At 46.3% G+C, this 24,287-nt stretch carries 16 protein-coding genes; 10 read left to right on the plus strand and 6 right to left on the minus strand.

From position 1 onward, the window contains the following. Window positions 1-14 precede the first annotated feature (14 nt). Window positions 15-1,226, plus strand: coding sequence for a DUF4998 domain-containing protein (locus GO493_RS13940; protein WP_157306807.1), 1,212 nt, complete (start codon window positions 15-17; stop codon window positions 1,224-1,226). Between the two features lie 165 nt (window positions 1,227-1,391). Further along, window positions 1,392-2,606 (plus strand): alginate lyase family protein, encoded by a 1,215-nt coding sequence (locus GO493_RS13945; RefSeq protein ID WP_157306808.1) that lies wholly within the window; start codon window positions 1,392-1,394, stop codon window positions 2,604-2,606. Between the two features lie 78 nt (window positions 2,607-2,684). Here the strand turns inward: GO493_RS13945 and GO493_RS13950 are convergent, their stop codons facing one another. Genes GO493_RS13950 through GO493_RS13960 form a run of 3 tightly spaced genes read right to left on the minus strand, consistent with a single transcriptional unit; the run spans window position 2,685 to window position 6,281 of the window. Continuing rightward, entirely contained in the window at window positions 2,685-3,659 is a 975-nt protein-coding gene (locus tag GO493_RS13950; protein WP_317165426.1) for an AAA family ATPase, read from the minus strand. Next, window positions 3,652-4,281, minus strand: a complete 630-nt coding sequence (pnuC, locus tag GO493_RS13955) for a nicotinamide riboside transporter PnuC (protein ID WP_157306810.1) — start codon at window positions 4,279-4,281, stop codon at window positions 3,652-3,654. Before pnuC ends, GO493_RS13950 begins: the two co-directional genes overlap by 8 nt. Then, window positions 4,281-6,281: a TonB-dependent receptor gene (locus GO493_RS13960; protein ID WP_157306812.1), complete on the minus strand. Its 2,001-nt coding sequence runs from the start codon at window positions 6,279-6,281 to the stop codon at window positions 4,281-4,283. Before GO493_RS13960 ends, pnuC begins: the two co-directional genes overlap by 1 nt. A gap of 175 nt (window positions 6,282-6,456) precedes the next feature. Here GO493_RS13960 and GO493_RS13965 point away from each other — a divergent pair, with 175 nt between their 5' ends. Continuing rightward, complete coding sequence (locus GO493_RS13965; RefSeq protein WP_157306813.1) at window positions 6,457-8,997, plus strand: hypothetical protein; 2,541 nt, start codon at window positions 6,457-6,459, stop codon at window positions 8,995-8,997. Between the two features lie 37 nt (window positions 8,998-9,034). Next, a complete protein-coding gene (locus tag GO493_RS13970; RefSeq protein WP_232538840.1) occupies window positions 9,035-13,507 on the plus strand; it encodes a TonB-dependent receptor plug domain-containing protein in 4,473 nt (1,490 codons plus the stop codon). 172 nt (window positions 13,508-13,679) lie between these two features. On the opposite strand, the gene GO493_RS13975 is transcribed toward GO493_RS13970, so the two are convergent. Continuing rightward, complete coding sequence (locus GO493_RS13975) at window positions 13,680-15,080, minus strand: right-handed parallel beta-helix repeat-containing protein (protein WP_157306816.1); 1,401 nt, start codon at window positions 15,078-15,080, stop codon at window positions 13,680-13,682. A 576-nt stretch (window positions 15,081-15,656) separates the two neighbouring features. On the opposite strand from GO493_RS13975, the gene GO493_RS13980 reads away from it, so the two are divergent. Then, window positions 15,657-16,409 carry a hypothetical protein gene (locus GO493_RS13980; protein ID WP_157306817.1) on the plus strand — a complete coding sequence of 251 codons (753 nt, stop codon included), beginning with the start codon at window positions 15,657-15,659 and terminating at the stop codon, window positions 16,407-16,409. Between the two features lie 2 nt (window positions 16,410-16,411). On the opposite strand, the gene GO493_RS13985 is transcribed toward GO493_RS13980, so the two are convergent. Both GO493_RS13985 and GO493_RS13990 read right to left on the minus strand, forming a co-directional pair. Continuing rightward, window positions 16,412-17,428: a cytochrome d ubiquinol oxidase subunit II gene (locus GO493_RS13985; protein WP_157306818.1), complete on the minus strand. Its 1,017-nt coding sequence runs from the start codon at window positions 17,426-17,428 to the stop codon at window positions 16,412-16,414. Between the two features lie 12 nt (window positions 17,429-17,440). Beyond that, entirely contained in the window at window positions 17,441-18,760 is a 1,320-nt protein-coding gene (locus GO493_RS13990; protein ID WP_157306819.1) for a cytochrome ubiquinol oxidase subunit I, read from the minus strand. A gap of 176 nt (window positions 18,761-18,936) precedes the next feature. Between GO493_RS13990 and GO493_RS13995 the strand changes: the two genes are divergently transcribed. From GO493_RS13995 to GO493_RS14015, 5 genes are all read left to right on the plus strand, one after another. Beyond that, window positions 18,937-19,575 (plus strand): Crp/Fnr family transcriptional regulator, encoded by a 639-nt coding sequence (locus tag GO493_RS13995; protein ID WP_157306820.1) that lies wholly within the window; start codon window positions 18,937-18,939, stop codon window positions 19,573-19,575. Between the two features lie 83 nt (window positions 19,576-19,658). After that, window positions 19,659-20,192: a YeeE/YedE family protein gene (locus GO493_RS14000; protein WP_157306822.1), complete on the plus strand. Its 534-nt coding sequence runs from the start codon at window positions 19,659-19,661 to the stop codon at window positions 20,190-20,192. A gap of 1 nt (window position 20,193) precedes the next feature. Beyond that, a complete protein-coding gene (locus GO493_RS14005) occupies window positions 20,194-20,565 on the plus strand; it encodes a DUF6691 family protein (protein WP_157306824.1) in 372 nt (123 codons plus the stop codon). A gap of 10 nt (window positions 20,566-20,575) precedes the next feature. After that, a complete protein-coding gene (locus GO493_RS14010; protein WP_157306826.1) occupies window positions 20,576-21,901 on the plus strand; it encodes an MBL fold metallo-hydrolase in 1,326 nt (441 codons plus the stop codon). Window positions 21,902-22,022: 121 nt separating this feature from the next. Next, window positions 22,023-24,272 (plus strand): glycoside hydrolase family 2 protein, encoded by a 2,250-nt coding sequence (locus tag GO493_RS14015; RefSeq protein ID WP_317165427.1) that lies wholly within the window; start codon window positions 22,023-22,025, stop codon window positions 24,270-24,272. The last annotated feature ends 15 nt before the right edge of the window (window positions 24,273-24,287 follow it).

Consider the following 24,287-nt stretch of genomic DNA (forward strand, 5'->3'; position numbering starts at 1 on the left):
CAAAAAAGAAAAACATGCCTAGTCAGAATAATAATAAAAGATCTCTCCTGCTGTTACTGGTAATGGGACTGGTTGCTGTCATGTCCTGTACCAAAGAAGATGAGTACAAAAAGTACATCACAAACGGGAGTGAAATACGTTATACCGGTAAACTGGATTCTATGGAGATCAGGTCCGGTTATAACAGGGTGGAGGTCAGCGGACTTTTCATGGGAGACCCCAATGTAGCTTCCTGCAAGATATACTGGGACAGTCGCCGGGACTCTGTAACCCTGCTGGTTAAACGTACCTCCGGTGTAGATACGCTGAGGCATATCATTAGCGGCCTGAGTGAAGGTTCACACTCATTCGAAATAGTTACTTTCGATATGTCAGGCAACCACTCGGTAAGCGTAAAAGGCTCCGGGTACGTATATGGAGACCGCTATAAAGGAGCGCTGCTCAACCGTCCCGTTACCAGCGCAGAGCTGGATGCAGAAGGCAATGCAGTGATCACCTGGGGTGATTTTGACATCACCAGCGGCGCCAGGGGCACTATCCATACCTACACTAACAACAGTAATGAAACCGTATCTGTTTACGCTCCCGTACAACAAACCACTACCAAACTGCCTGGTTACAAAGCCGGCACCAGGTATGATTATAAAACCGTATACCTGCCAGACAGCAGCGCTATAGACACCTTCTACAGCGCTTCAGATAACCAGGGAGTAAAAGCCAATATCACGGCAACATATATCAAAAATGCCGGCCCTCCCTTCCTGGCTTCCAGCAGTGGAGGCAGATGGGGTATTCCTGCCGACTGGACCGTTAATGCCGACGTAAAGAACGCCGGTGGTTACGGAGGCCTTGATGCAGGTAGCTGGCTGCCCAGCGCAGCACTGTCCATGGAAGCCGGCTGGGGATTGCCTGCCGTACCAAATGGCAAGATCTACCAGACCTTCACCCTGCCCGCAGGTAAATATGCCTTTGAGGTAGTAACAGGAGATTGCTCTGACTCTCCCACCACAAAGTATATATCAGTTGCCAAAGGCGCTTCATTACCTGATATAGATAATGTGGCTACTGAAGCGCTGCAGTATATCACTATCAGCAAATACACTACCAACAAACTGCAATTTGAGCTGACAGAAGCCACACAGATATCTATCGGCTTCCAGGCCAAATTGCCGGATACCGGCACCTTCTTCAAAGTCTTCAATGTGAAACTGTATAGTATGCCATGATACTTGAATAAGTAAAAAATTATCCTGAAAGCGCTTTCGCATATGCGAAAGCGCTTTTTTAATATTAGCAATTAATTGTATTGGTTACTTTAAATGTATATTTGACATGGGATGACTGTCGACACGCTCCCAGTGAACAATATTCAGATAATAACCGAAACACCTATGACCAGGAAAAACCTTCCAGTGCTAATCTGTGCCATTACACTGCTGGTATCTGTTGCCTGTAAAAAAGACGGGGATGCTACAACTGCCCCGCTGGCAATTAAGGACCATGACACCGCTTTCGTACATCCGGGCCTGTTAAACACACAAGCGGCATTTGACCGCATGAAGACAAAAGTAGATGCAGGCGCCGAACCCTGGCTGTCAGGCTGGAACAAGCTGACATCCAATAACCACTCCTCTCTTACATGGAACATCAGCGCAGTACCTATTGTATACAGGGGCTATGATGGAGTACATGATGAGAATTACTCCCTGCTGTTCAATGATATAGCTGCCGCTTACGCTACTGCGGTAAGATGGAAAGTATCCGGCGATGAAGCCTATGCCAAAAAATCTATCGCTATCATGAACGCCTGGTCTTCCAAACTGACATTACTGGCCGGCAACAATGACTCCGTACTGGCTGCCGGGTTATATGGCTACCAGTTTGCCAATGCCGGCGAGATCATGCGAAACTATAAAGGCTGGAGCTCTTCAGAATTTGCCCGCTTCCAGAGAATGATGCTGGATATATTCTACCCGGTAAATCACAGCTTCCTGACAAGAAAAGAAAGGTGCATGTCACATTTCTATGCCAACTGGGACCTCTGTAATATGTGCTCTGCATTAGCGATAGGAGTACTTTGTGATGACAGGGATATCTACAATGAAGCCATCACCTACTTCAAATATGGCCCGGGAAATGGCGCTATTGACAAAGCCGTTTATTATATCCATCCGGATGGAACAGGACAATGGCAGGAAAGCGGTCGCGATCAGGGGCATACTATGCTGGGTATGGCGCTTATGGGAGCTTTCTGTGAAATGGCATGGAGCCAGGGAGACGATATGTATGGTTATGATGATAACCGCTTCCTGAAAGGAGCCGAATACGTGGCAAAATATAACCTGATGGAAGATGTACCGTTCGTAACATATTCCAATTGCGTGGGAGTAACACAGACTGTAGTGAGTGAAGCTTCCCGAGGTAACTCACGCCCTGTATGGGAACTGATCTATAATCACTATGTAAAACGTAAAGGGCTGTCAGCTCCTTACACTGCCCGTTATGCTGAGAAAGTAAGGCCCGAAGGCGGTGGAGGGAACTATGGTTCCGGTAGCGGAGGATATGATCAGCTGGGATATGGTACACTGACCTGTACTTTGCCATAAGGAACTTTTTAACATGCCGTAAAAATCGCTTTCCGCCTTCGGTGAAAGCGATTTTTACGGTAGTTTTTCTGATCTTTTTTATTTAAAAAAAGCTTCTATTGCCGTAGCAGCCTGTTCAAAACGTTGTTCCCAATCCCCGCAGATCTCAATATAGTTTATTCCATACTTCTCCAGTGTCTTCCTGTGTGAAACATCTAATAAATTCCTCTCCTCTTCGCTTAATCTTGTACCATCCTGCATATAAGGCACATCATTCTTCAGATAAAGATACAGACCGGCTTTATTCCTTTTAAAAACAGATGTATCTATAACAGGCTCTTCACCAAAAGCATATTGTGCATAGGACAATGTGATATGAATATCCGTATCGATGATCAGCAGCGGGCTTTTATCTGCAGCGGCAGCTATTCTCTCTGCATGCGTAACAGCTATCAACCGTATATCATCCATACTGAATTCATTTGAATCACTTACAATATCCCGCCCTGCTTCCATTACAGCAGCACAGTGAAAATGCTTTGACAAACGTTCCGTAAGCGTGGTTTTACCGGTAGATTCAGTACCCAATATCACTACTTTGGTAACCAGGTCTTCCTTCACCCTGTAGGGCAGGTATTTCCAGTAAGCAGCAGGCTCTGTTCTGATACGGGTTGCAGAGACAGGGAATTGCACCCGCTCTTTATCAAAGAGGATATGACGGATGTTCATAAATCCTGCTACCAGGTCGCCATAAGGCTCAGAAGTGATAACAAGGGAATGCCCGGGTAAGAGCTTTAAGAACTGCGCCGCCCATAGTTGAGATACTGTCTCTGACGTTACAGAGGTATTAGGAAGGAACGATTCTTCGTATTCGTATGTAATAACGCTGATGCGGGGTTCATCCGCATAAATATCTTTCAGCCATTGTGTTCTGACTGCCGCAGGCAGCGTTTCCTTATCACCGCAGCAAACCAGTACGCTCAGGGCGTCGCAATGCTGCAATGCAAAACTGATCAACGCCTGGTGCCCCTTATGAAAAGGCATGAACTTCCCGAATACAAATGCTTTAATCACGCGTGAGATATTTTCTCCATTGATACCAGCCATACACACATATCCCTAAAAATACAACATACTCCGCTGCCAGGAAATAAATACCTTTCACCAGGTAAAGCACTACACTCACTATATCCACTATGATCCACATGAACCAGTTCTCTATCTGTTTGCGCGCCTGCAGCATGATAGCCAGGATACTGCTGGTCATTACAAAAGCATCGGCAAAAGGATAGGAAGCAGGTAAAGGGAAATATACAGGCAGCCAGTGAGGCAGCTCCCTGATCAGACAACCTATGATCATTGTACCTGCTATCAGCAGCCACACCAGCAGCAATCGCCCCCGGTTATCTGAACGGGTAACAGGAACATCGGCTTTATTACTTTTCCAGTTACGCCATCCAAAGATGGTAACAACAAGAAAATATACCTGCAGGAACATGTCAGCATACAACTGTACCTGGTAGAATAATACGAACAATGCGATCTCATTGATGATACCGGAAGGCCATGTCAGGATATTGGCCCTGGAAGCGTAGTATACTGAGATCAGCCCAAAGAGGGTGCCTATCAGTTCAATATAACTGAGATTATATCCCGCTACACTGAATGCAATATGCTCAATACTGAAAAAGTTCATTAGAAACTATACTTTACTGCTATATAGTAGTTGACCGGCGCCTGTACAAAATACTTCACATGATCTCCCTCCCGGTACCCGCTGCCGTAATACTTTGCATTGGTGATATTGTTCAGGAACAATGAAAACTCATAGTGCTTCAATGTATAATGTGCTCTTGCATTCACCAGGAAATAACTGTTCAGGGTATACCGGTTGGAAAAATCAATATATGCCTTTGACTGATACCTTCCTGATAATGCAGTCCCCCATCTGCCGTATTTCCAGCCTATTTCCTGGTTGATGATCCAGGATGGGGTCATCAGCGGAGTGAAGACCGCCTCTTTCTCCTTAATACGGCTGTTATTCCAGGCTGCATTGCTGGTAAAGCTCCAATGGGCGTCAGGTGCATACTTCAGGTATAACTCCACTCCCCTGCGGAAACTGTGCAATACATTATCTGTAAGCGGTAACCCGTTAGGCCCGGTCTCTCCGTTCAGTACCAGTTCATTGCTGAAGGCCATCCGGTAACCGTTCAGGTTCACTACGATCTTAGCGCCCGCCCATCTGATACCAGCTTCCTGGTCTGTTACCGTTTCTGCCCAGGGATTATATACCTGTCCTACGCCATTGCTCCCCACTGTCAGGTTATCTTCCCCGTTAAAAAAATCATTCCTTGTAGGCTCCCTGCCGGTACGGGCTATGCTGTAATAAAGATCTATCCTGTTATTCAGCGCATAGCTAACGCCTGCTTTCGGGTTCAGGAAGTCCCATTTCAACTGTTTCAGTTTCAGGTTGCCGGTATAATCAAAGGTAGTTAACCTGTATTGGATATCGCCGAAGAATGTAAATTTCCCCAGGTAGTATTCCAGTTTGGTAAAAGCGCTGAATTCCTTTTTGTAACCGGTATTCCTGTACAATTCACCATCTGCATTATCACTTCCCAGATGCCGGCGCTGGTAGGCATTACCGTTAACACCGGTTGTCCATTTCAATGATTGCCCGGAGAGCGTATAGTTACTGAATATGCCGGCAAAATGTGAGAGGAAGGAATAATTGAACATATAACCATCTTCTCCCGGCGTACCGGATACATAGTTAGCCGGATCAAAATCGTAGTTGCCTTTCAGGTAGGTATAATAAACGCTGGTGTTGATCACAGAACGGCGCCCCGGCCTCCATTCATTCTGTAATTGTACCAGTGCCTGGAAGAAATGATCTTTCTCGTCAGGGCTGTTGGCATTTGTGCGCCTGTCCTTACGTACCAGTGAGTCCACTACGCCGAGCCAGGCCAGCCCGTTGCGCTGTTGCCCTGCCAGCATATTGATCTTCCAGCTGGTCTTGTCATAGTACAAACCCCCGCTAATAAAAACCGACTGCGCATTATTGGAGGAATGATACTTATATCCGTCCGTATAAAGCTGGGAGGCGCGTACATACAGCGCTTTCCCGTTTTTCAGCCCGCTCTGGTACTCTCCATATATGCGTGCACTGTTCCAGGAACCATAACCAATACCAACGGAACTATGTGCTGTATCCTTCAGGTTGGGAGAAAACAGCTGTACACTGCCGGCATAGCTTGCACTACCGTTCTGGGTAGTGCCTGCCCCCCGCTGTATCTGTATACTGCTCACAGAATTAAGGATATCCGGGTAATTAGAGAAATATGCCCCCTGGTCTTCCGGTTCATTCATAGGCATACCGTCCAGTGTCATATTCACCCTGGTCTGGTCCATACCCCTCATCCTGTAATAGGAATATCCCTGCTGGTTACCGGCATCAGATTGTACCGTGATTCCCGGCGTTTCTGACAATATGAAAGAAGGCTCCTGCCCTGTGTTCTTTTCTTCCAGTACAGCAGCGCTGAGGTTCCGGTAAGTGACAGGCGTAGAAGCAACCGCCTGGTAAGAAACAACCACTTCCCCGAGGTGGCGGGTCGTATCCCTGCGATATTTTAAGGAATCCTGGGCAAATGCCGGTAAAGCTGAAAGGAAAATAAATGCTGATAGTACTCGTTGCATGGGTTGGTTATAGGACATTACACATGAGGTGCAAAAGTATTTCACAGTAACGGCCTGTGTAATAGCATCTTTGTGTAAGGCAATTTTTTTTGGGGATAATTTATGGAATCTTAAAAAACCCGGCATCATACCCCCGAAGAGCATATCGTATATTTATCAACTAAAACTGGTGCCTTTGAAATACCTTCTACTACTTATATTTCTTCCTGCTGTAGCATCAGCCCAGGTAATGAGCCCCGTAAGACCCATTCTGTCCGGCGATTACACCGAACAGGTACGGAAGCTCAGAGGCAAAACTGACCCTGTCGATTCAGTGAGTAACCGGCGTAATACGGTCATGACCCTGGAAGGCATTTTCGACCCCAGGTTACCTGTTTATAAAATGAAGACCACCAAAAACCAGGTGGAGATCATGCCCAGGCTTGAAAAATACCTGGATATAGCAGGCTCTTTCAGCACCTATGTTGAGGTGAAAACGGCTAACCGCCAGCCAGACCTGCAGCATAGCTATGCACAGGGGCGCCCGGTTAATGGCACACCAGCCTGGCGCGGACCCGAAACAGGGGAAATATTCAGTTACGGCCCGGCTATGCAGCTGCTTGAATTTGATGGCACTGCTTATGTGTACGATAAATACGGCAGACTTACAGCAATTGGTGCCGGTAATGGCAACAAAGCCCACATCTATGATAACAATATCCTCAGAACAGCTACTTCCCTGTCACAATCCCTGAATGTGCAGGGAGATCTTTACAGGTATGGCAAGCGTACCTGGAATTTCAATACGAAAATGGCGCATACGGGAAACCAGACCCTTATCCGGGATACAAAGGATAATACTGTGACCTTCGGGGCCGGCGCCGGTACAAGTATCAAATGGTTCAAGGTTTCCGGCAACTATACCTATGTACATACCGATGCAAATAATGGTAACAGGAACGGCTTCCTGAACAGGGTATGGCAGAATGCACTGCTTACTCCCGTATCTTTCGATAACAGCCAGGGTACCATGAATGGTACAGCCCAGCGCAGCTATAGCAATACTGCCGATAATCCCCGTTTTTTGCTGGAAGATAACAGTAACAAATACATATGGTCACAACATATCGGAAGCCTGAAAACAACGGTAAAGACCAATAATTTTGAGGGTACTATCACCCACAGTATACACCATACGGGAGAAGAAAACAAAGAAGTATATAAACCAGGTACGGCTTCGTGGCAGGATGGAATGCAGACAGACAGGAAAAAGCAGGACCTGAACTATATGCTCCAATCCCGCTTCCAGTACGAGGTACCCTATATAAATGACTTTCTCAGGCCTGCATTTATTGCAAACTATACCTATACAGATGCTCATACCAGGATCAGCTACAATGCTCCGGGTAACCACTACCGGTACCAGAGATCATCGCATGCTGCATCTGTAGCGGCCAAAGATATCATCCACACCGGAAAGCTTTCCGCCACACTGGAAGCCGGCAACAGTATCTTTCTTTCCAATACCGCCACAACCGCGCATTACTTCCTGCCATCGCTGAGTGCAGATGCAAGGCTGGATCACATTCTGGCCAGGTTTTCGGTACAAGGAAACACCGCTCTGCGCTATTTCAAAAGTGAACTACCGATAGACAGGTCTATCGGACATGTAAACCTCTTACGTTATTCTGCTGAACAGGCTTTTCAATACCAGCCGTTACAGGAAGCAGGCAGTTTTGACCGGCTCACTCCCATTGATCATAAAGAATGGACAGCCGGCCTGCGGTTATCCTATAATTACAGATATTATATAGAAGGCAGCACATTTATCCGCCATACCCGGAATGACGTCTTTCCTGTATACGAAAGCGGACAGCTGCAGTTAAAAAATATTGCAGATCACAGGAATAAAGGATTCGAGATACAGCTGGGAAGAAACTTCGGCAACTCAAACTGGCTCTTCGATGTTGCAGGCAACATCTCGTTCTCTACCTATACCAGTACCGTCACAGGAGTAAGGGACGGATATAATTTCACACCGGTAGCAGGCTTCAGCAATGTGCACAAAGTACTGGTAAATGGCGGCTCTATGGGGGCAATAGCAGGCAACACCTACCTGAGAGATGCTGCCGGCAGAATTGTTATTGGTGATGACGGATTTCCGCTTGTTGATCCGCAGCTCAAAGTAATAGGCAACGCCATCCCTGACTTTACCATGAAAATGAGCAACTACTTCCGTCTGAAAAGATTTGACCTGAACCTTGACTGGGAATGGAGGAAAGGTGGTGATATGTGGAACGGAACACAGGCTGCACTGGATTATTATGGAAGGTCGGCTGTAAGCGGACAACAAAGGAATATCACTGGTTATGTTTTCAATGGGGTTACACAGGCCGGTCATCTTAATACAGTACCGGTGAGCTTTTATAATCCCGCATTGCCTGTTGAAAGCAACCGGTGGACAAGATACGGCCCTGGCGGAGTAGCAGAGGCATATATACAAAAAGCAGACTTCCTGAAGCTCAATACCATCCGGCTTAGTTATACAATAAAAGCATGGAACTATTCTCAACGCATCAGGTTATCTGCCTATGTCAATAATATCTTCCTCTGGACGGCTTATAAAGGCGCTGATCCCAATCAGCTGCTATATGATCAGTATAATACAGATGGCCTGGATTACTTCAATATCCCCTCTGTAAAGACGTACGGTTTAAATGCTTCACTACAATTCTGATACCATGGGGGACGCTATAAAAATATGCTGCCGGACTATGCTCCTGCTTTGCCTCTTTACAGTCAAAAGCTTTGCGCAGCTGTATAACTACAATGACAACAAGGAAAAGATCTATATACATACCAATCACGTATTCTTTAAACCCGGAGAAGACATGTTCTTTAAAGTGTACCTGGTCAACGCCAAAGACCAGACACCTACTACTGTCAGCAGGATAGTATATGTCGAGATTCTGAACCCTTCGGGCAATGTATTGAAGAAACTCAGCTACAGGGTTGAAGATGGCTATGCCGAAGGTAGTTTCGAATTTGGCAAGGACTTCAATGGCGGCATCTACAAGCTCAGGGCCTATACTGCATGGATGCAGAACGAGACACAAGGCACCTGGTTTACAAAAGAGATCACCCTCCAGAAGACCATAGCCCCGAGAATACTGATGAAACTGGACTTCCCCAGGAAAGGATACGGACCGGGAGACGAGGTGACCGCTACTTATTCCATGCGCAACCTGGAGGACCATCCTATAACAAATCATGTAGCCGACTATACGGTCTCTATAGGCGGAATAAAAGTACAATCAGGTACTTTTAAAACTGATGCGAACGGTAAAGCAGAGATCAGGTTTAAGCTTCCTGCAGCCTTGAATACAAATGATGGACTGCTGAATGTTACTGTTAAATATGAACTTTATACAGAAGCTATTTCCCGCAGCATACCGATTTCGCTGGATAAAGTAGATCTTCAGTTCATGCCCGAAGGAGGCGCATTTGTAGAGGGACTGGTTACCAACGTAGCATTTAAAGCCATCAATGAATTTGGCAAACCGGTAGATGCAAGAGGTATAATAACTGATCCTGCCGGGAAGACAGTAGCTTCCTTTGAGAGTTATCACAACGGTATGGGTCAATTTTCCTTCACACCACAGCCCAACATCCGTTATACGGCAAAGATCACCTCTCCTGCCGGCATAGGTCAGGCGTATGAATTTCCTGTTGCTGTAAAGAATGGGGTGGTGATGAATGCAACACGGAAGGACAGCCTCCTGCTGTTCAGGATAGCCGCCACAAAAGCTATCAGGATCACGCTTACCGGCGAAAGCAGGAATAAAGTGTATTACCGGAAAGAAATGCAGTTAAAGAAAGGAGAACAGTTTATAGAGGTGGATCCGGTTGATTTTCCTTCAGGCATAGCACGTTTCACTATCACAGACGAATACAGAACGCCGCTGGCGGAAAGAATAGCCTTCCTGCATCACAACCGGATCTTACAGGTAAAGATCACAGCAGATAAAGAGAAATACCTGCCCAGGGAAAAAGTATCCCTTCGCCTGAAAACGCTTGATGAGAAAGGTAATCCTATACCTTCAAACTTTTCCATGGCTGTTATTGATGACAAGCTATGGTCACTCGCAGATGATAAACAGGACCATATCCTTTCCTGGCTTTTGATGAGCTCTGAGCTGCAAGGTAAAATAGAAGAGCCGCAGTTTTATTTTAAGAAAGAAGAAAAGAACGCTGTGCCGGCGTTAGACCTGGTTATGCTCACCCATGGTTACCGGTATTTCGATTATATAGAAGCTGTGGAAAAAGCAAAGGAACCGGCATATAATCCTGATCTGAATAATATTCTCAGCGGAGTAGTACAGGATAAGAAAGGGAAACCGGTAAAAGCTGTTGTATACCTCATAGAAACAGACAGGGCTAAGGTACTGAACAATACGCCTGCAACCGTGATCAAACAGCAAACCAATGAGGATGGCATCTTTTTCTTCACAGATATAACACCGGAGACCAGTTACCAGCTGGTAGCCCGCTCTGAGCAGAGAAGAGAAAAAGTGAATATCAAAGTGCTGCAGCATGGAACAGGGTATACTCCTCTCCCCGTGAAAAACAACACCTCTCCTTTTGATGATGACAGGCTTCCTCCTCCACTGATCACAAAAAAGAAAATGGACAAGATACTGGACGATAAACCTGTAGGCGATCTGGCTAAAGTCCAGCAGTTGAACGAGAGTGTCATAATAGCTTATGGTGTTACCACTAGAAGTACCGCCACAGGCTGTATCGTCACTATCAGGGAAGATGCTATCGTTGCTCAATCACCATTAACCGCATTGCAAGGGAAAGCAGCAGGTATAAGCATCTCAGGAGTAGCCGGGGCTACCCGAAGTGATCCCCAGATCAGGATAAGGGGATCTGGCTCCCTGGCCGGTACACAGCAGCCGCTTATTATCGTAGATGGTATACCCTTTGAGAAACTGGGAGATATTCAGCCTGACGATATTGAAAGTGTGACAGTATTCAAAAACTCAGAAGCTACAGCCCTCTATGGCAGCAGGGCAGCAAACGGGGTTATTGTCATTACTTCCAAATCCATGAGATACAAGAGATTTCATGTCAACCTGTCCAGGACCTATTACTATAGCACAAAGGAAATCAGTGCAAAGAACAATTCCTATGATGTGGCAAGGCGGTTTTACGCCCCCCTGTATCATTCGCCTGAAACAAAGCAACGCGACGATTTCCGTGAAACCATTTACTGGAACCCTGTTATCCAGACAGATGCCAACGGAGACGCCACGGTTGAATTTTATAATTCCGACGCTACCACTACTTTTCGCGCCATTGCCGAAGGCCTGGGCTATGAGGGAACACCGGGAAGAACAGAGTTTACCTATGCAGTGCAAGGTGTTATGAGCGTTGATGCTAAAATACCTCCTTATCTGACTGTAGGCGATAACGCACAGCTGCCACTTGTGATCACCAACAACGGTAAAACAGACCTTTCAGCTACTGTTGGTGTATCAGTGCCACCTCAGATAGTGACAGGGAATTTTGAGAATAAGATCGAAGTGCCGGCCAACAGCTCCAGGCAGATGTTAATACCGGTAACTGTAACCAGTGCATTGAAAGGAAATATCCGGTTCACCGTCAGCAGCGCATACAATACGGAAACAATATCCCTGCCGGTGGAAGCAGCAGAGAAAGGCTTCCCCGTTATTACCACTATTTCAGGCAACAAGGAAACAGACCTGAGCTTTAATATCGGCGCTATAGTTCCCGGCAGCCTGCAATCTGAGCTGAAAACATTTGCCAGCGTGGAAGGACAGCTGCTGGACGGCATAGCGTCCATGCTGCGGGAGCCGCATGGCTGCTTTGAGCAGACATCTTCCAGTACCTATCCCAACATTCTCATTCTGAAATACCTGAAAGAATCAGGCAGGATCAATCCTGAGATAGAAGCAAAAGCGCTTGACTATATAGAAAAAGGATACCAGCGGCTGATAGGTTTTGAAACACCTGTAAATGGTTTTGAGTGGTTCGGTCATACACCTCCGCATGAAGCGCTGACGGCTTATGGTTTACTGGAATTCACAGATATGCAGCCTTTCATCAAAGTAGATCAGAAGATGATGGACCGCACAAGATCTTTCCTGCTGAGCCGGAAAGATGGTAAAGGCGGCTTTAAAACGAGCGGAGGGCATTACAATTTCTATTCAGTACCGTCTGATGTTGCCAACACCTATATTGTGTATGCGCTGACACAGGCTGGAATAAAAGAGGAGATTGACCTGGAATATAAAACGGCTGTACAGCGTGCGCTGGAAACCAGGGATGCCTACAGGCTGGCAATGACGGCATTATCTGCCAGTAATATGGGTAATGAAAAAGATTATGCCGCGTTGATGGATGTGCTGAACACACCGGGCCTCACCTCACAGACAAGTATGGTGAATGGCCGTGCAGAGTCTCTGCAGATAGAAACACAGGCATTGTATGTACTGGCGCTGGCAAGGGAGAAAACGCCACGCCTGTCACTGATGGCAGAGATACTTACTAAGATCATGGAGAAGAAATCTTACTTCGGGTATGGCTCCACACAGGCTACCGTACTGGCCCTACAGGCTATTGTAGAATATTACAAAGCAGCCGGCGCCAAAGCAGCGCAATCTTCTATGGAAATGAAGCTTAACGGCAGCAAGGCTATCACAGGAAAGAATGTCAATACCGGTTTGAAAGAAGGAGCAAATACGTTCTCTGTACGTTATGCAACAAACAATGAAACGATGCCTTACAACCTGGAGATATCTTACTTTACCTTACTGCCACCCAACAGTCCCGAAGCAGAGCTGCAAATGGCTACACGCCTGAGCACCAATAAAGCAAAGGTCGGAGAGACTGTCAGGATGGACATTGAAGTAAAGAATGTAAAAGCGGCGTTACAACCTATGGCTATTGCAAAGATCGGTATTCCCGCTGGGCTTACAGCACAATCCTGGCAGCTGAAAGAGATCATGGAGAAAAGCCAGGTAGCTTTCTATGAAACATTCGATAATTACCTGGTCCTGTACTGGATGGGCTTTGGCAGGGAAGAAACCAAAAAGATCAGCCTTGATCTGAAAGCGGAAATTCCAGGTACCTACAAAGGCAAAGCTGGTAATACCTATCTCTATTATACACCAGAGTTTAAACACTGGAGCGCAGGAACGGAGATAACAGTAATGCCCTGATGCTATTTATTTATGGGGGTGCAATAAAAAGGACTGCCAGCAGGCAGTCCTTCTTTCTTATGTGTATAGCAGTCATAGGATACTGAAGCATTGCCATTACCCGGAAGTAAAAACAATACTTCAGCACTACTCTGAGTACAGGGAGAAACAGTGATCTTTTGAGAAAAAATGATCAGCTCTTCCTGAAACCTGCTGTAGTTAACAGCGTGGTAGCCAGGGGAGCATAATATGAATTCACATTCACACCTGCAGCCGCTACAGTAGCAGCTTTCACGTTAGCCAGTGTACCAGTGCCTTCAACTGCCTGAGCCCCGTTTTCCAGGTAGATGTAATACTTGGAATAGATAGTGCCCACACCTTTCATCGGAGCAATGAGTGCATTCGCATTAGCGATGTTCTTGCCTGTTTGTCCGCTGTAACCATTGATACGCACACTTACACCTTTTGTCATTGAAACAGTATTGTTAAGCACCTGTACAATTGCGTTCTCAGCTCCTCTCATGCTTACACCATCGCTCTCGTTATTAACAAAAAGATTGTTTTTAATGATGTGTGTAATGCCTGTACCACCGGAACCATAGAACTGGCAAAGTTCACCCCAGCCATCATGTACCCAGTTATCGTGAGTATAAGTATTGCGGGTACGGCCACCTATCAGTATCCCTCCATTATGACCGGAGTTGTGCTGTGTAGCCCAGTTGGTAACAACATTGTTATACACTTCCAGCTTGTCAATAGCAGCTGTCTGAATACCATCCAGACCTGAATTCTGTACCAGGTTGGTATAGATCTTCACATTATACCATTTAATTGGCTGTACGTAGGTATGCCCTGCAGTGAAACCTGATGGAGCGCCATAATAAGGCACATTAGCAGTCAGGTCCCAGTAAGTAGCGGTATGGCCTATGTACATTGCCTCATTCCTGGTATTGTTAATGGTCAGATCATGAATGGACAGATTAGCCATTGTTGAATTAGGATATGCCGTAGTAGCGTCTCCTTTCACTGGTTCAGTTTTGGCAACAATACCGGTACCACCATTGTTGATAGTCATGCGGCAAAGCTCAAAGTTGTCCGTATGATTACCCAGGTGAACGTTAAAATATGCCTCCCTGTAAGCCTGTGTTGAACCGTTGACAATAAAATTGGTCTTGCTGCCCGCAACACCGCCTACCCTGAGATAGTGACAGTTTGAAAAAGAAAGTGCCCAGCTGTAAGCGCCTCCGTTCCAGGAAGGATTCCCTACATTCACAACAGTACCAGGCAGGTTCTGAATAACAATGAAGCCGGAACTGCTTCCACTCATGTTGGAGATGGAAATTGAAGAAAAATTGCCTTTCAGATTAAGTATATCACCAGGTTTATAGGTACCACTTTTGTTATCTATGGTCAATCTGCCATAGGCATCCGGAACCAGTGTAAACTGGCGGGTGGTTGTGGTGGTAGTACTTGTCGCTGCAGTTGTATCGAGCTTCTCTAAACTAAGGTCTTCTTTTTTCGTACAACTTACAAGAAATGAAAATAGAGTTGCGGCAATGAGCAATTGCCCGCGCTGGTTCGGTCTTAATGTCATGGTTTTTCAAATGTTATGGTCATACAAGCCGTCATCCATCTTGCGTTTTTCCCCCTGCAAGCGGCCTCGATGATATGGTTTAAAATTAAAAAATACTCTAATGTTGGGCTTTATTGGCAGTCCCCTTTAATGTTCAGATATTAACCTCTTTTATAAATCATGCATTAATACGATACCTCCTTTTTTTAAATAGTTATGAAAAATTACATAGTTGACTATGTCAAAACGAGAGCGAAGTTAAAATATTATGTAAAGAATCAAAGTTTTTTTTCGCCTGGAACACAATACAGGCTTATCTCATTATTAAATTAAATATACATAATTATTTTTAATACGTCACATTAATATTATAAATGTACGGGGAACATTTATTAGGAATACTACCTTTTTCTAACGGGGAGGAATATATAAAACGGGAGGTAAACAGCGATAAATAAAGGGTATTTTTTACTCTTCCTGTTAAAATACCGGGAAGTTGCCCTTTTCCTCTTTTCACCGGTCAAAAACCAGGTTATGATACTTTCTTCTCCCGTCATCATATTGTAAAATATAAAATATAAAGACTAAATTGCGTACATGAAAACAAGATCCCTGTTCCTTTTTGCCGCTATCTGCTGCCTTATTTTTGCGGGATGCAATTCGGATAAGAGTAAACTCAGTAAAGTATGGTTTCATAATCTCAGTGATGATACCTCCCTGAATGCAGGCAGTTTTATCAATATCATGCCGGATGGCACCTACACCAGTTACCTGTACAGTTTTGAATACGGCACCTGGGGCATGAACGGTAAAACCTTATCCCTCAATAACCAACGTAACGAGGTAAAAAAACTGGAAATAAAATCGCTTGATAAAGAAGAAATGGTCTTCACGCTGACAGGAGGAAGATCAGATGGGGCATATACCTTTTACGGCTCTTCCAATAAAGTAAAAGACGATAAACATGATCCCTTTTCCAGAAAAAATAATGAATGGCGCATACCTGCTTCTCACAAGGAAAGTGATGCGGAGCTTGTTGCACGCCTGAAAAGCCACTTCCATTTCTGGGAAGCATATTTTGACTGGGCTATGGCCATCAATAAACAATCGCTGGAAGTGCGGGCGATCCCTACTCCGCTGAAGATATACGGAAATGGCTTTGAACTGAAATCTTTTGATCAGCTGCCGCAGGACTGGATATTCATTTTCTTCGATAAGGACGATTGCAGAAAGTCCAGTGAGATCATTGCCAGGCTGTTTGAAACAAATAATATCAACTGGCCGGATACGGAAAGCAAATACAAAATGTTCCTTTCTGCCTTTGTACAATTACAACGGCAACTGAAATAATATCAATGCCATTCTCCCTTGTTCTTCTGAAAACTATAGATCAGGTAGAACAGGGCCGGCAGGATGAGAATACTACCGAGCAGCAGGGCCATGGCAAGAGAATAAATAGTCTTCTCCTGGCCCGCATGCTCTACAAGAGAGAGGTACTTCCCTCCTTTCATGATCACAATATTAGGATAGTGCCTGAGGGTAATGGCCAGCAGGATCATTGTTACCTGAAATCCTGCCAGTACACGGATAATCACTACCTTCCCCTTCTTCAGCAACAGGTACCATAACAATGCCAGCGAAGCCAATGCGGCAATGATTGCCACCACTCCCACTACATTATCAAACATCCATTTATCCAGCGGAATACCTTCTGTCTTTGCCGCAATGAACACCAACGCCCCAAACACCACTGCCGCAACATTCATTTGCTTTGCTTTACGGATAAAACGGCGGCGGCTGCCATCGTCAGTTGTTTCGCCAATGATAAAAATGGCGGCCAGGTAGCCACAAATGGCAACTGTAAAAAAGCCTACTGCTACGGAAAACCAGTTCAGCCAGCTGAAAACATAGGCAGAAAGGAAATCGCCCGCAGAAGGATCTATCTTACCCGATACAGTGCTGGCAGCTATTACGCCCAGGAAGAAAGGCGTTACAAAACTGGAATACACGAAGATCTTGTTATATACCTTCTGCATGTTATCTACCACAGCATCATAGTGCCTGAAGGTAAAGGCCGTTCCCCTGGCAATAATGCCAAATAACATGATCACCAATGGTATATGCAGACTGGTGGAAACAGTGGTATAAATAGCAGGAAACCCAACAAAAAGTACCACAATGGCAATGATCAGCCACATATGATTGGCTTCCCATACCGGCCCTATGGCCTGGTACATGGTAGTACGGGTATACTGCTTATTTTTCGGGGATGTGAACATCTCGATGATACCCGCCCCGAAATCTGCTCCGCCCAATAAGATGTATAACAGAATAGCTGCCCATAAATATGCGATCACTATATAAATCATGATACTGAACTTTTAAACTGCAGGTGAAACATCATATAATCTGCCCACCATTTTTATCTGCCTGTATAACAGGAAAGTTACTATAAGTGAAAGGGAAATATATACTGCCGTAAAGATGTAAAATGAGTATACAATACCGGGCATAGGAGTAACAGCATCGGCAGTACGCATAATACCATTGATGATCCACGGCTGACGGCCCACTTCCGTCACTGTCCATCCGGCTTCCACGGCAATAAAGCCCATAGGAGTAGCCAGCACAAACAATCTCATCAGCCACTTGCCTTCCAGCCAGCTCTTCTTCTTCCACAGGGCAAGGAAATATAACAAAGAGATCAGCAGCATCAGCATACCAAGTCCTACCATGATCTGGAATGCGAAGTGTGTTATTGCTACCGGAGGCCTGTCATTCTCAGGCACTTTATCCAACCCGGTAACAGGTGTGTTAAAATCACTATGCACCATAAAACTCAGCATACCAGGCAGCTTCACTGCATATTTCACTTCCTGTTTTTCATCGTCCGGTATACCGCCCAGGATCAGCGGAGCAGCAGCTTCCGTATGATAATGCGCTTCCATGGCCGCCAGCTTTGCCGGTTGCCTCTTAGCCACATCCTTCGCGGAAATATCTCCGCTTAACGGTTGTAATATGGCTGCCACACAGGCAAAGACCGCTGCTATCTTAAAGGATTGTGTGTGAAAATGTACATTCCTCTTCCTTACTATCATCAGGGCATGAATACCAGCTACGGCAAAACCTGTAGCTACAAAGGCCGCCACACACATGTGCAGGGCCTGTGAGAACCAGGCGTCATTGAACATTGCAGCAATAGGATCTATATTAAGGTATTGCCCGTTCACATAATCAAAACCTGCAGGACTGTTCATCCAGGCATTGGCTGCAACCACCAGTATACCGGATATCAGGCCGCTTACACCTACCACCACACCGGTGATCCAATGGAACCAGCGGTTGAAACGGTCCCAGCCATACAGAAAGAAGCCTAACGCTATCGCCTCTATGAAAAATGCCGTTCCTTCAAGAGAGAAAGGCATACCAAAAATAGGGCCTGCATGTTTCATGAACTCAGGCCACAACAGGCCTAATTCAAAGGAGAGGACAGTACCGGATACCGCTCCTGTAGCAAAGAAAATGGCTACGCCTTTGCTCCAGGCCCTGGTGATATTCCTGTATACTACATCATTTGTTCTTAACCATAAGAAATGCGCTACTGCCATAAAGAACGGCATGACCATGCCTATGCAGGAAAATACAATGTGGAAGCCTAAGGATAAGGCCATTTGTGACCTGGCGGCTATAAAATCATTCATTGACCCCTAATTTGCTGCTCAAAGCTACTAAATAGGTATCATGGTGCTATGATATTTGTCATTTGCCCGGAAAAATTCAATAATCACTAAAATACTCTTTCACCGCTATGACAAAAGCAAAAATATCATTTTAAGGCTGCGATTCTTTACCTTGCCATTCCAACCATACCGAAATTATGAATGCCATCGCATACCTGGATCAGCACTTCCCGCATTTCGAACAGGGACTGAAAGAACAGATAGCCGCACACTGCACTGTCAGACAGATCTCTGCAGGAGAAAGGCTTATCCAGACAGGGCAATACTTCCGTTCCACTATGCTTGTCACCGAAGGCCGGCTGAAACTATACCGGGAAGGAGAAGAAGGCGATGAGTTTTTCATGTATTACCTGCTGCCCGGCGATGCCTGCGCCCTATCCATGGTGTGCGCCAGCCGCCCCCACCCTGCCAGCGAGATCATGGCCAAAGCCATAGAAGACAGTGTAGTATTGATGATTCCCTTACAACTCATGGAATCCCTCATGCAGGAATTTAAAAGCTGGTACAGCTTTGTTGTTGAAACGTACCGCAGCCGCTTTGAAGAACTCCTGCAGATAGTAGACCAGGTGCTTTTCAAAGCACTGGACGAAAGGCTGGTCATTTACCTTGAACATCAGCAAAAGGCCCTGGGAAGCCCGCAACTGCAGCTTACCCACCAGGAAATAGCCAACGACCTGAACTCCTCCCGCGAAGTAATATCCCGCCTGCTCAAAAAACTGGAACAACAAAAAAAACTTGTTCTTCACCGGAACTATATAGAAATATTGCCAGGGTAAAAATGGAATACGCCCTGTGTGATCTGGGTCACTGTACTTCTCCTCCCTGCTCCTGAACTTTGCATCATTAAAATAACGATGTGATGCAATTACTCTATTACCTTCAACAACCCTGGCCCTGGTATGTTTCCGGTCTGTCTATTGCCGGCATCATGCTTATACTGGCCTGGCAGGGAAAACCCTTCGGATTCTCTTCCAACCTGCGCACCATCTGTAGCATAGCAGGCGCCGGGAAAGTAGCTTCCTTCTTTTCATTTGACCGCAAAAGCCAGTACTGGAACCTGCTTTTCCTGGCCGGCACCATTGCAGGTGGCTTTATTTCACAACAATGGCTATCCTCCGGTAAACCCCTGCAATTATCTGCTGATACCATCCACGATCTGCAACAGCTGCACATCACCTTTAACGGACAAATGCTGCCTGCGCAACTTGGATGGACAGTCCTGCTGACCGGTGGCTTCCTGGTAGGCCTGGGCTCCCGCTATGCAGGCGGCTGTACTTCAGGTCATGCCATCAGCGGGCTATCAAACCTGCAATGGCCATCCCTTATTGCTGTTACCGGCTTTTTCACCGGCGGACTGCTTATGACACATCTCATCTTCCCTTTAATATTTTAACATGAAATACATTTTTACAGGTATCCTCTTCGGTATCATTATGAGCAAATCCGAAGCAATATCATGGTACCGCATACAGGAAATGTTCCGCTTTCAGTCCTTCCATATGTACGGCATTATCGGCACAGCCGTCATAGCCGGTATTCTGGGACTGCGACTGAATAAAACGAAATTCCCGCCCAAAGACCGTGTCTGGAAACGTTACCTGTTTGGCGGTATAATCTTCGGTACAGGCTGGGCACTGACCGGCGCATGTCCCGGACCAATATTTGTACTGATAGGACAAGGTTATAGTGTCATGCTCATCGTTCTGGCAGGCGCCCTGCTGGGCACTTTTTCATATGGACTTTTAAAAGATCGCTTACCACACTAAAACAGGTATTATGAATATTAAACAGTTTGAAGATAAACCGCTCTCCCATTATTCTTACGCCATACTGAATGAAGCCCTGGCAGAGATCATTCTCATTGATCCGTCAAGGAACATACAACCTTATCTCGCATATGCGGGCGCCCACAACGCAAAGATCATTGCCGTGATAGAAACACATCCGCATGCTGATTTTGTGAGCGGCCACCAGGAACTGCAGCAACAAACAGGCGCCGCCATTTACTGTTCAGCAATGACAGGAGCCTCTTACCAGCATATACCCTTTGATGAAGGCGCTGTAATACAAAACGGAGATATCTCCTTACGCGCATTGAATACACCGGGACATTCGCCTGACAGCATCTCCATTGTTGCCTCCTACCAGGGAAAAGATAAAGCCGTATTTACCGGAGATACCCTTTTTATCGGAGATTGCGGCCGGCCGGACCTCCGGGAGAACGCCGGTAATCACAAAGCAGAAAGGCTGGAACTGGCCGGGATGATGTATCATTCCCTCCGCAATAAACTTATGCTGTTAAACGACGATGTGATCATCTACCCTGCACATGGAGCAGGAACACTGTGTGGCAAAGCGCTCAGTGAAGCAGGGCACGCTACCATAGGAGAAGAAAAGAAAACGAACTGGTCTTTACAACCTATGGATGTCAACGCTTTTACAGAGGCACTGCTGACAGACCAACCCTTCATCCCCCAATATTTTCCCTACGATGTAGAGGTAAACAGGCGGGGCGCTCCCAGTATAGTGGAAGGATTAAGACTGGTGCAGGTAATTCCCGGCGGACTAACATCTCCGGGCCATATTGTAATAGATACCCGTCCAGCAGCAGACTTCAAGACAGGACACCTGCCCCGTTCATTCAACATCATGCTGGAAGGTAAATTTGAGACCTGGCTGGGTAGTCTGCTGGAACCGGACGAGCCATTTTACCTGCTGGCAGAGAATAAGGAGAAGCTACAGGAAGCAATGGAAAGAACGTGTAAGATAGGTTACGAGCCATTCATAAAAGGCGGTATCATACATGCTGAAGGTACCCGTACACAATCGCTGTTTGATGAAGCATATTTCAGAAAGCACCAGGAAGAATACACGATCGTTGATGTACGTAATAGTGAAGAGGTAAAGAACAAGCCCATTTTCAGCAACGCTGTAAATATTCCGTTGCCTGAACTACGGAAAAGAATAGTGGAAATTCCTGCTGATAAGCCTCTGGCAGTACATTGTGCCGGCGGGTACCGGAGCGCTGCAGCCAGTAGCATACTGGAAGATGCATTGCAGGTAAAAGTGTTTGATATAGGAGAGAAAATAAAGAATTTCTGAGCGAAAAATGGGGTTTCGCCAAAGGCGAAACCCCATTTTTTGACCTGCTGCAAACATATTTCATAGTCAGCTGTTATATTGCCGGAGTTAAAACCTCCTGCTCTTTATAATGAAACGTTTTGTGAAACACCTACCCCTCTGCGCCGCTATCTGCTGCCTGCTCCAGACCAACGGCTATACTCAGTCAACCTGGCAGATGCAGCCGGCCCCAATACAGACCCGCTGGGCAAAAGAAGTGGATCCTGAAAATGTGCTGCCTGAATATCCACGCCCGCAGATGGTACGCTCCAACTGGCAGAATCTCAACGGCCTGTGGCAGTATGCCATTACTCCAAAGGAAGCCGGCAAACCCACACAGTTTGAGGGCTCCATCCTGGTGCCTTTCCCCATAGAATCAGCCCTGTCCGGCGTTAAAAGAGCCGTTTTACCAACTCAACGGCTCTGGTACCGGCGCACCTTTGCAAAACCCGCTATAAAGGACGGAGAAAGGGTGTTACTCCACTTCGGCGCTGTTGACTGGCAAACCACCATATCCGTTAACGGGATGGAAGCTGGCAATCACACCGGCGGTTACCAGCATTTCTTACTCGATATCACCGACCTGCTGAAAGAAGGACAGAATGAACTGCTGCTCAGTGTTTACGACCCGACCGACCAGGGGCCTAATCCACATGGTAAACAGGTGCTTGCTCCCAAGGGTATACGCTATACCGCCACTACCGGTATCTGGCAGACCGTATGGTTGGAAACGGTCCCTGCCATACATATCTCCTCCCTGGACATAGTGCCTGAAGTAGATGGAGGATATCTCTCCCTTACCGTACATACCTCCCAGGAAGCAGATGATTACAACATAATAGCAGAAGCGAGTGCGGACGGTGTACAGGTTGGTTCTATAAACGGCAGCGCCAATCAGCCGCTCAGGATATCCCTGCCCAAAGCACGCCTGTGGAGCCCTGAAGATCCATTCCTGTATGACCTCTCCGTAAAACTTGTGAAAAACAACACTACCACAGACCAGGTAGGATCTTACTTTGGCATGCGCAAGATCGGGATACAGAAAGACAGCAAAGGGCAGGAACGCATCTTCCTGAACGGCAAATACACCTATAACCTGGGAGTACTTGACCAGGGCTTCTGGCCTGAAGGCATCTATACCGCTCCGACAGATGAAGCCCTGCGCTTTGACATTGCCGCTATCAAGGGAATGGGCTTTAACACTATCCGCAAACATATCAAAATAGAACCTGACCGCTGGTATTATCATGCAGATAAGCTGGGCATTCTGGTATGGCAGGATATGGTGACCTGCGCCAGCCTGCAGCCGGAAGCTAAAGCTGCTTTCGAAACAGAAAACGCCGCCAATGTAGAACAGCTGCGTAATCACCCTTCTATTGTCTGCTGGGTCATCTTCAATGAAGGATGGTATACCTATGATCAGCTTCGCATTACCAACTGGTTACAGGCCACAGACACCACCCGCCTCGTTAACGGGCATACGGGAGAAAACTATGGTAAAGACGGGCCAAAAAATATAGCTGAGAAATGGGCTAACAGCGATCTGACTGACATACACGATTATCCCGGTCCCGGCATTGCCCCTGCCCTTCCCGGCAAAGCACGCGTGCTGGGCGAATGGGGCGGAGTAGGTGTACCGGTGAAAGGTCATCAGTGGAATGCTGCCGCCGGATGGGGGTATGTAAAGATCACTCCTGCAGAGATGTCAGGTAAATATGCTTCCATGGTGAAAAAGCTGAAAACATATGAAACAGAGGGACAGTCAGGGTCTATCTACACTGAGCCCTTTGATGTGGAAATCGAAGAGAACGGCCTTATTACGTATGACAGGGAAGTGATCAAAGTACCGCTGACTACGTTGAGAAAGATCCATGCCCCGTTCACTCCGCAAGCATACAGCAAACGCCTGTTGCCATCACTGGCATTGAAAGATGCAGATACCGCCTCTATACCCGATCCTAACCGCAAACAATTCCTGGCTATACTGGAACTGGATGCTGACGTTAAAAAGACAAAGAATTACAGGGCTTTGGCTGAAAATGTTTCCGATTACCTCAGTAAGGGAGGTACCAGCTTCTCTCCTGCCAAGATCAGCAGTATGGCTAAAAAGGTATTTGAAGGTACAGATGATGCTACATTGCTCACCCTGGCATTGAAATGGATGGAAAAGGCAGTGGATATGGAACGGAATTCCTTTACGATGAGCACATATGCAAACCTGTTATATAAACTGAATAAAAAGGAAGATGCGTTGACGTGGATGGAAAAAGCGGTGACGCTGGCGCCGGAAAGTGAACAGCCGGATTACCAGGAAGTTATGGATAAGATGCAGAAAGGGGAAAATACATGGTGACCCCACTTCTGCACC

It is taken from the genome of Chitinophaga tropicalis (genome assembly GCF_009758205.1).
In the GTDB taxonomy this organism is placed as follows: domain Bacteria; phylum Bacteroidota; class Bacteroidia; order Chitinophagales; family Chitinophagaceae; genus Chitinophaga; species Chitinophaga tropicalis.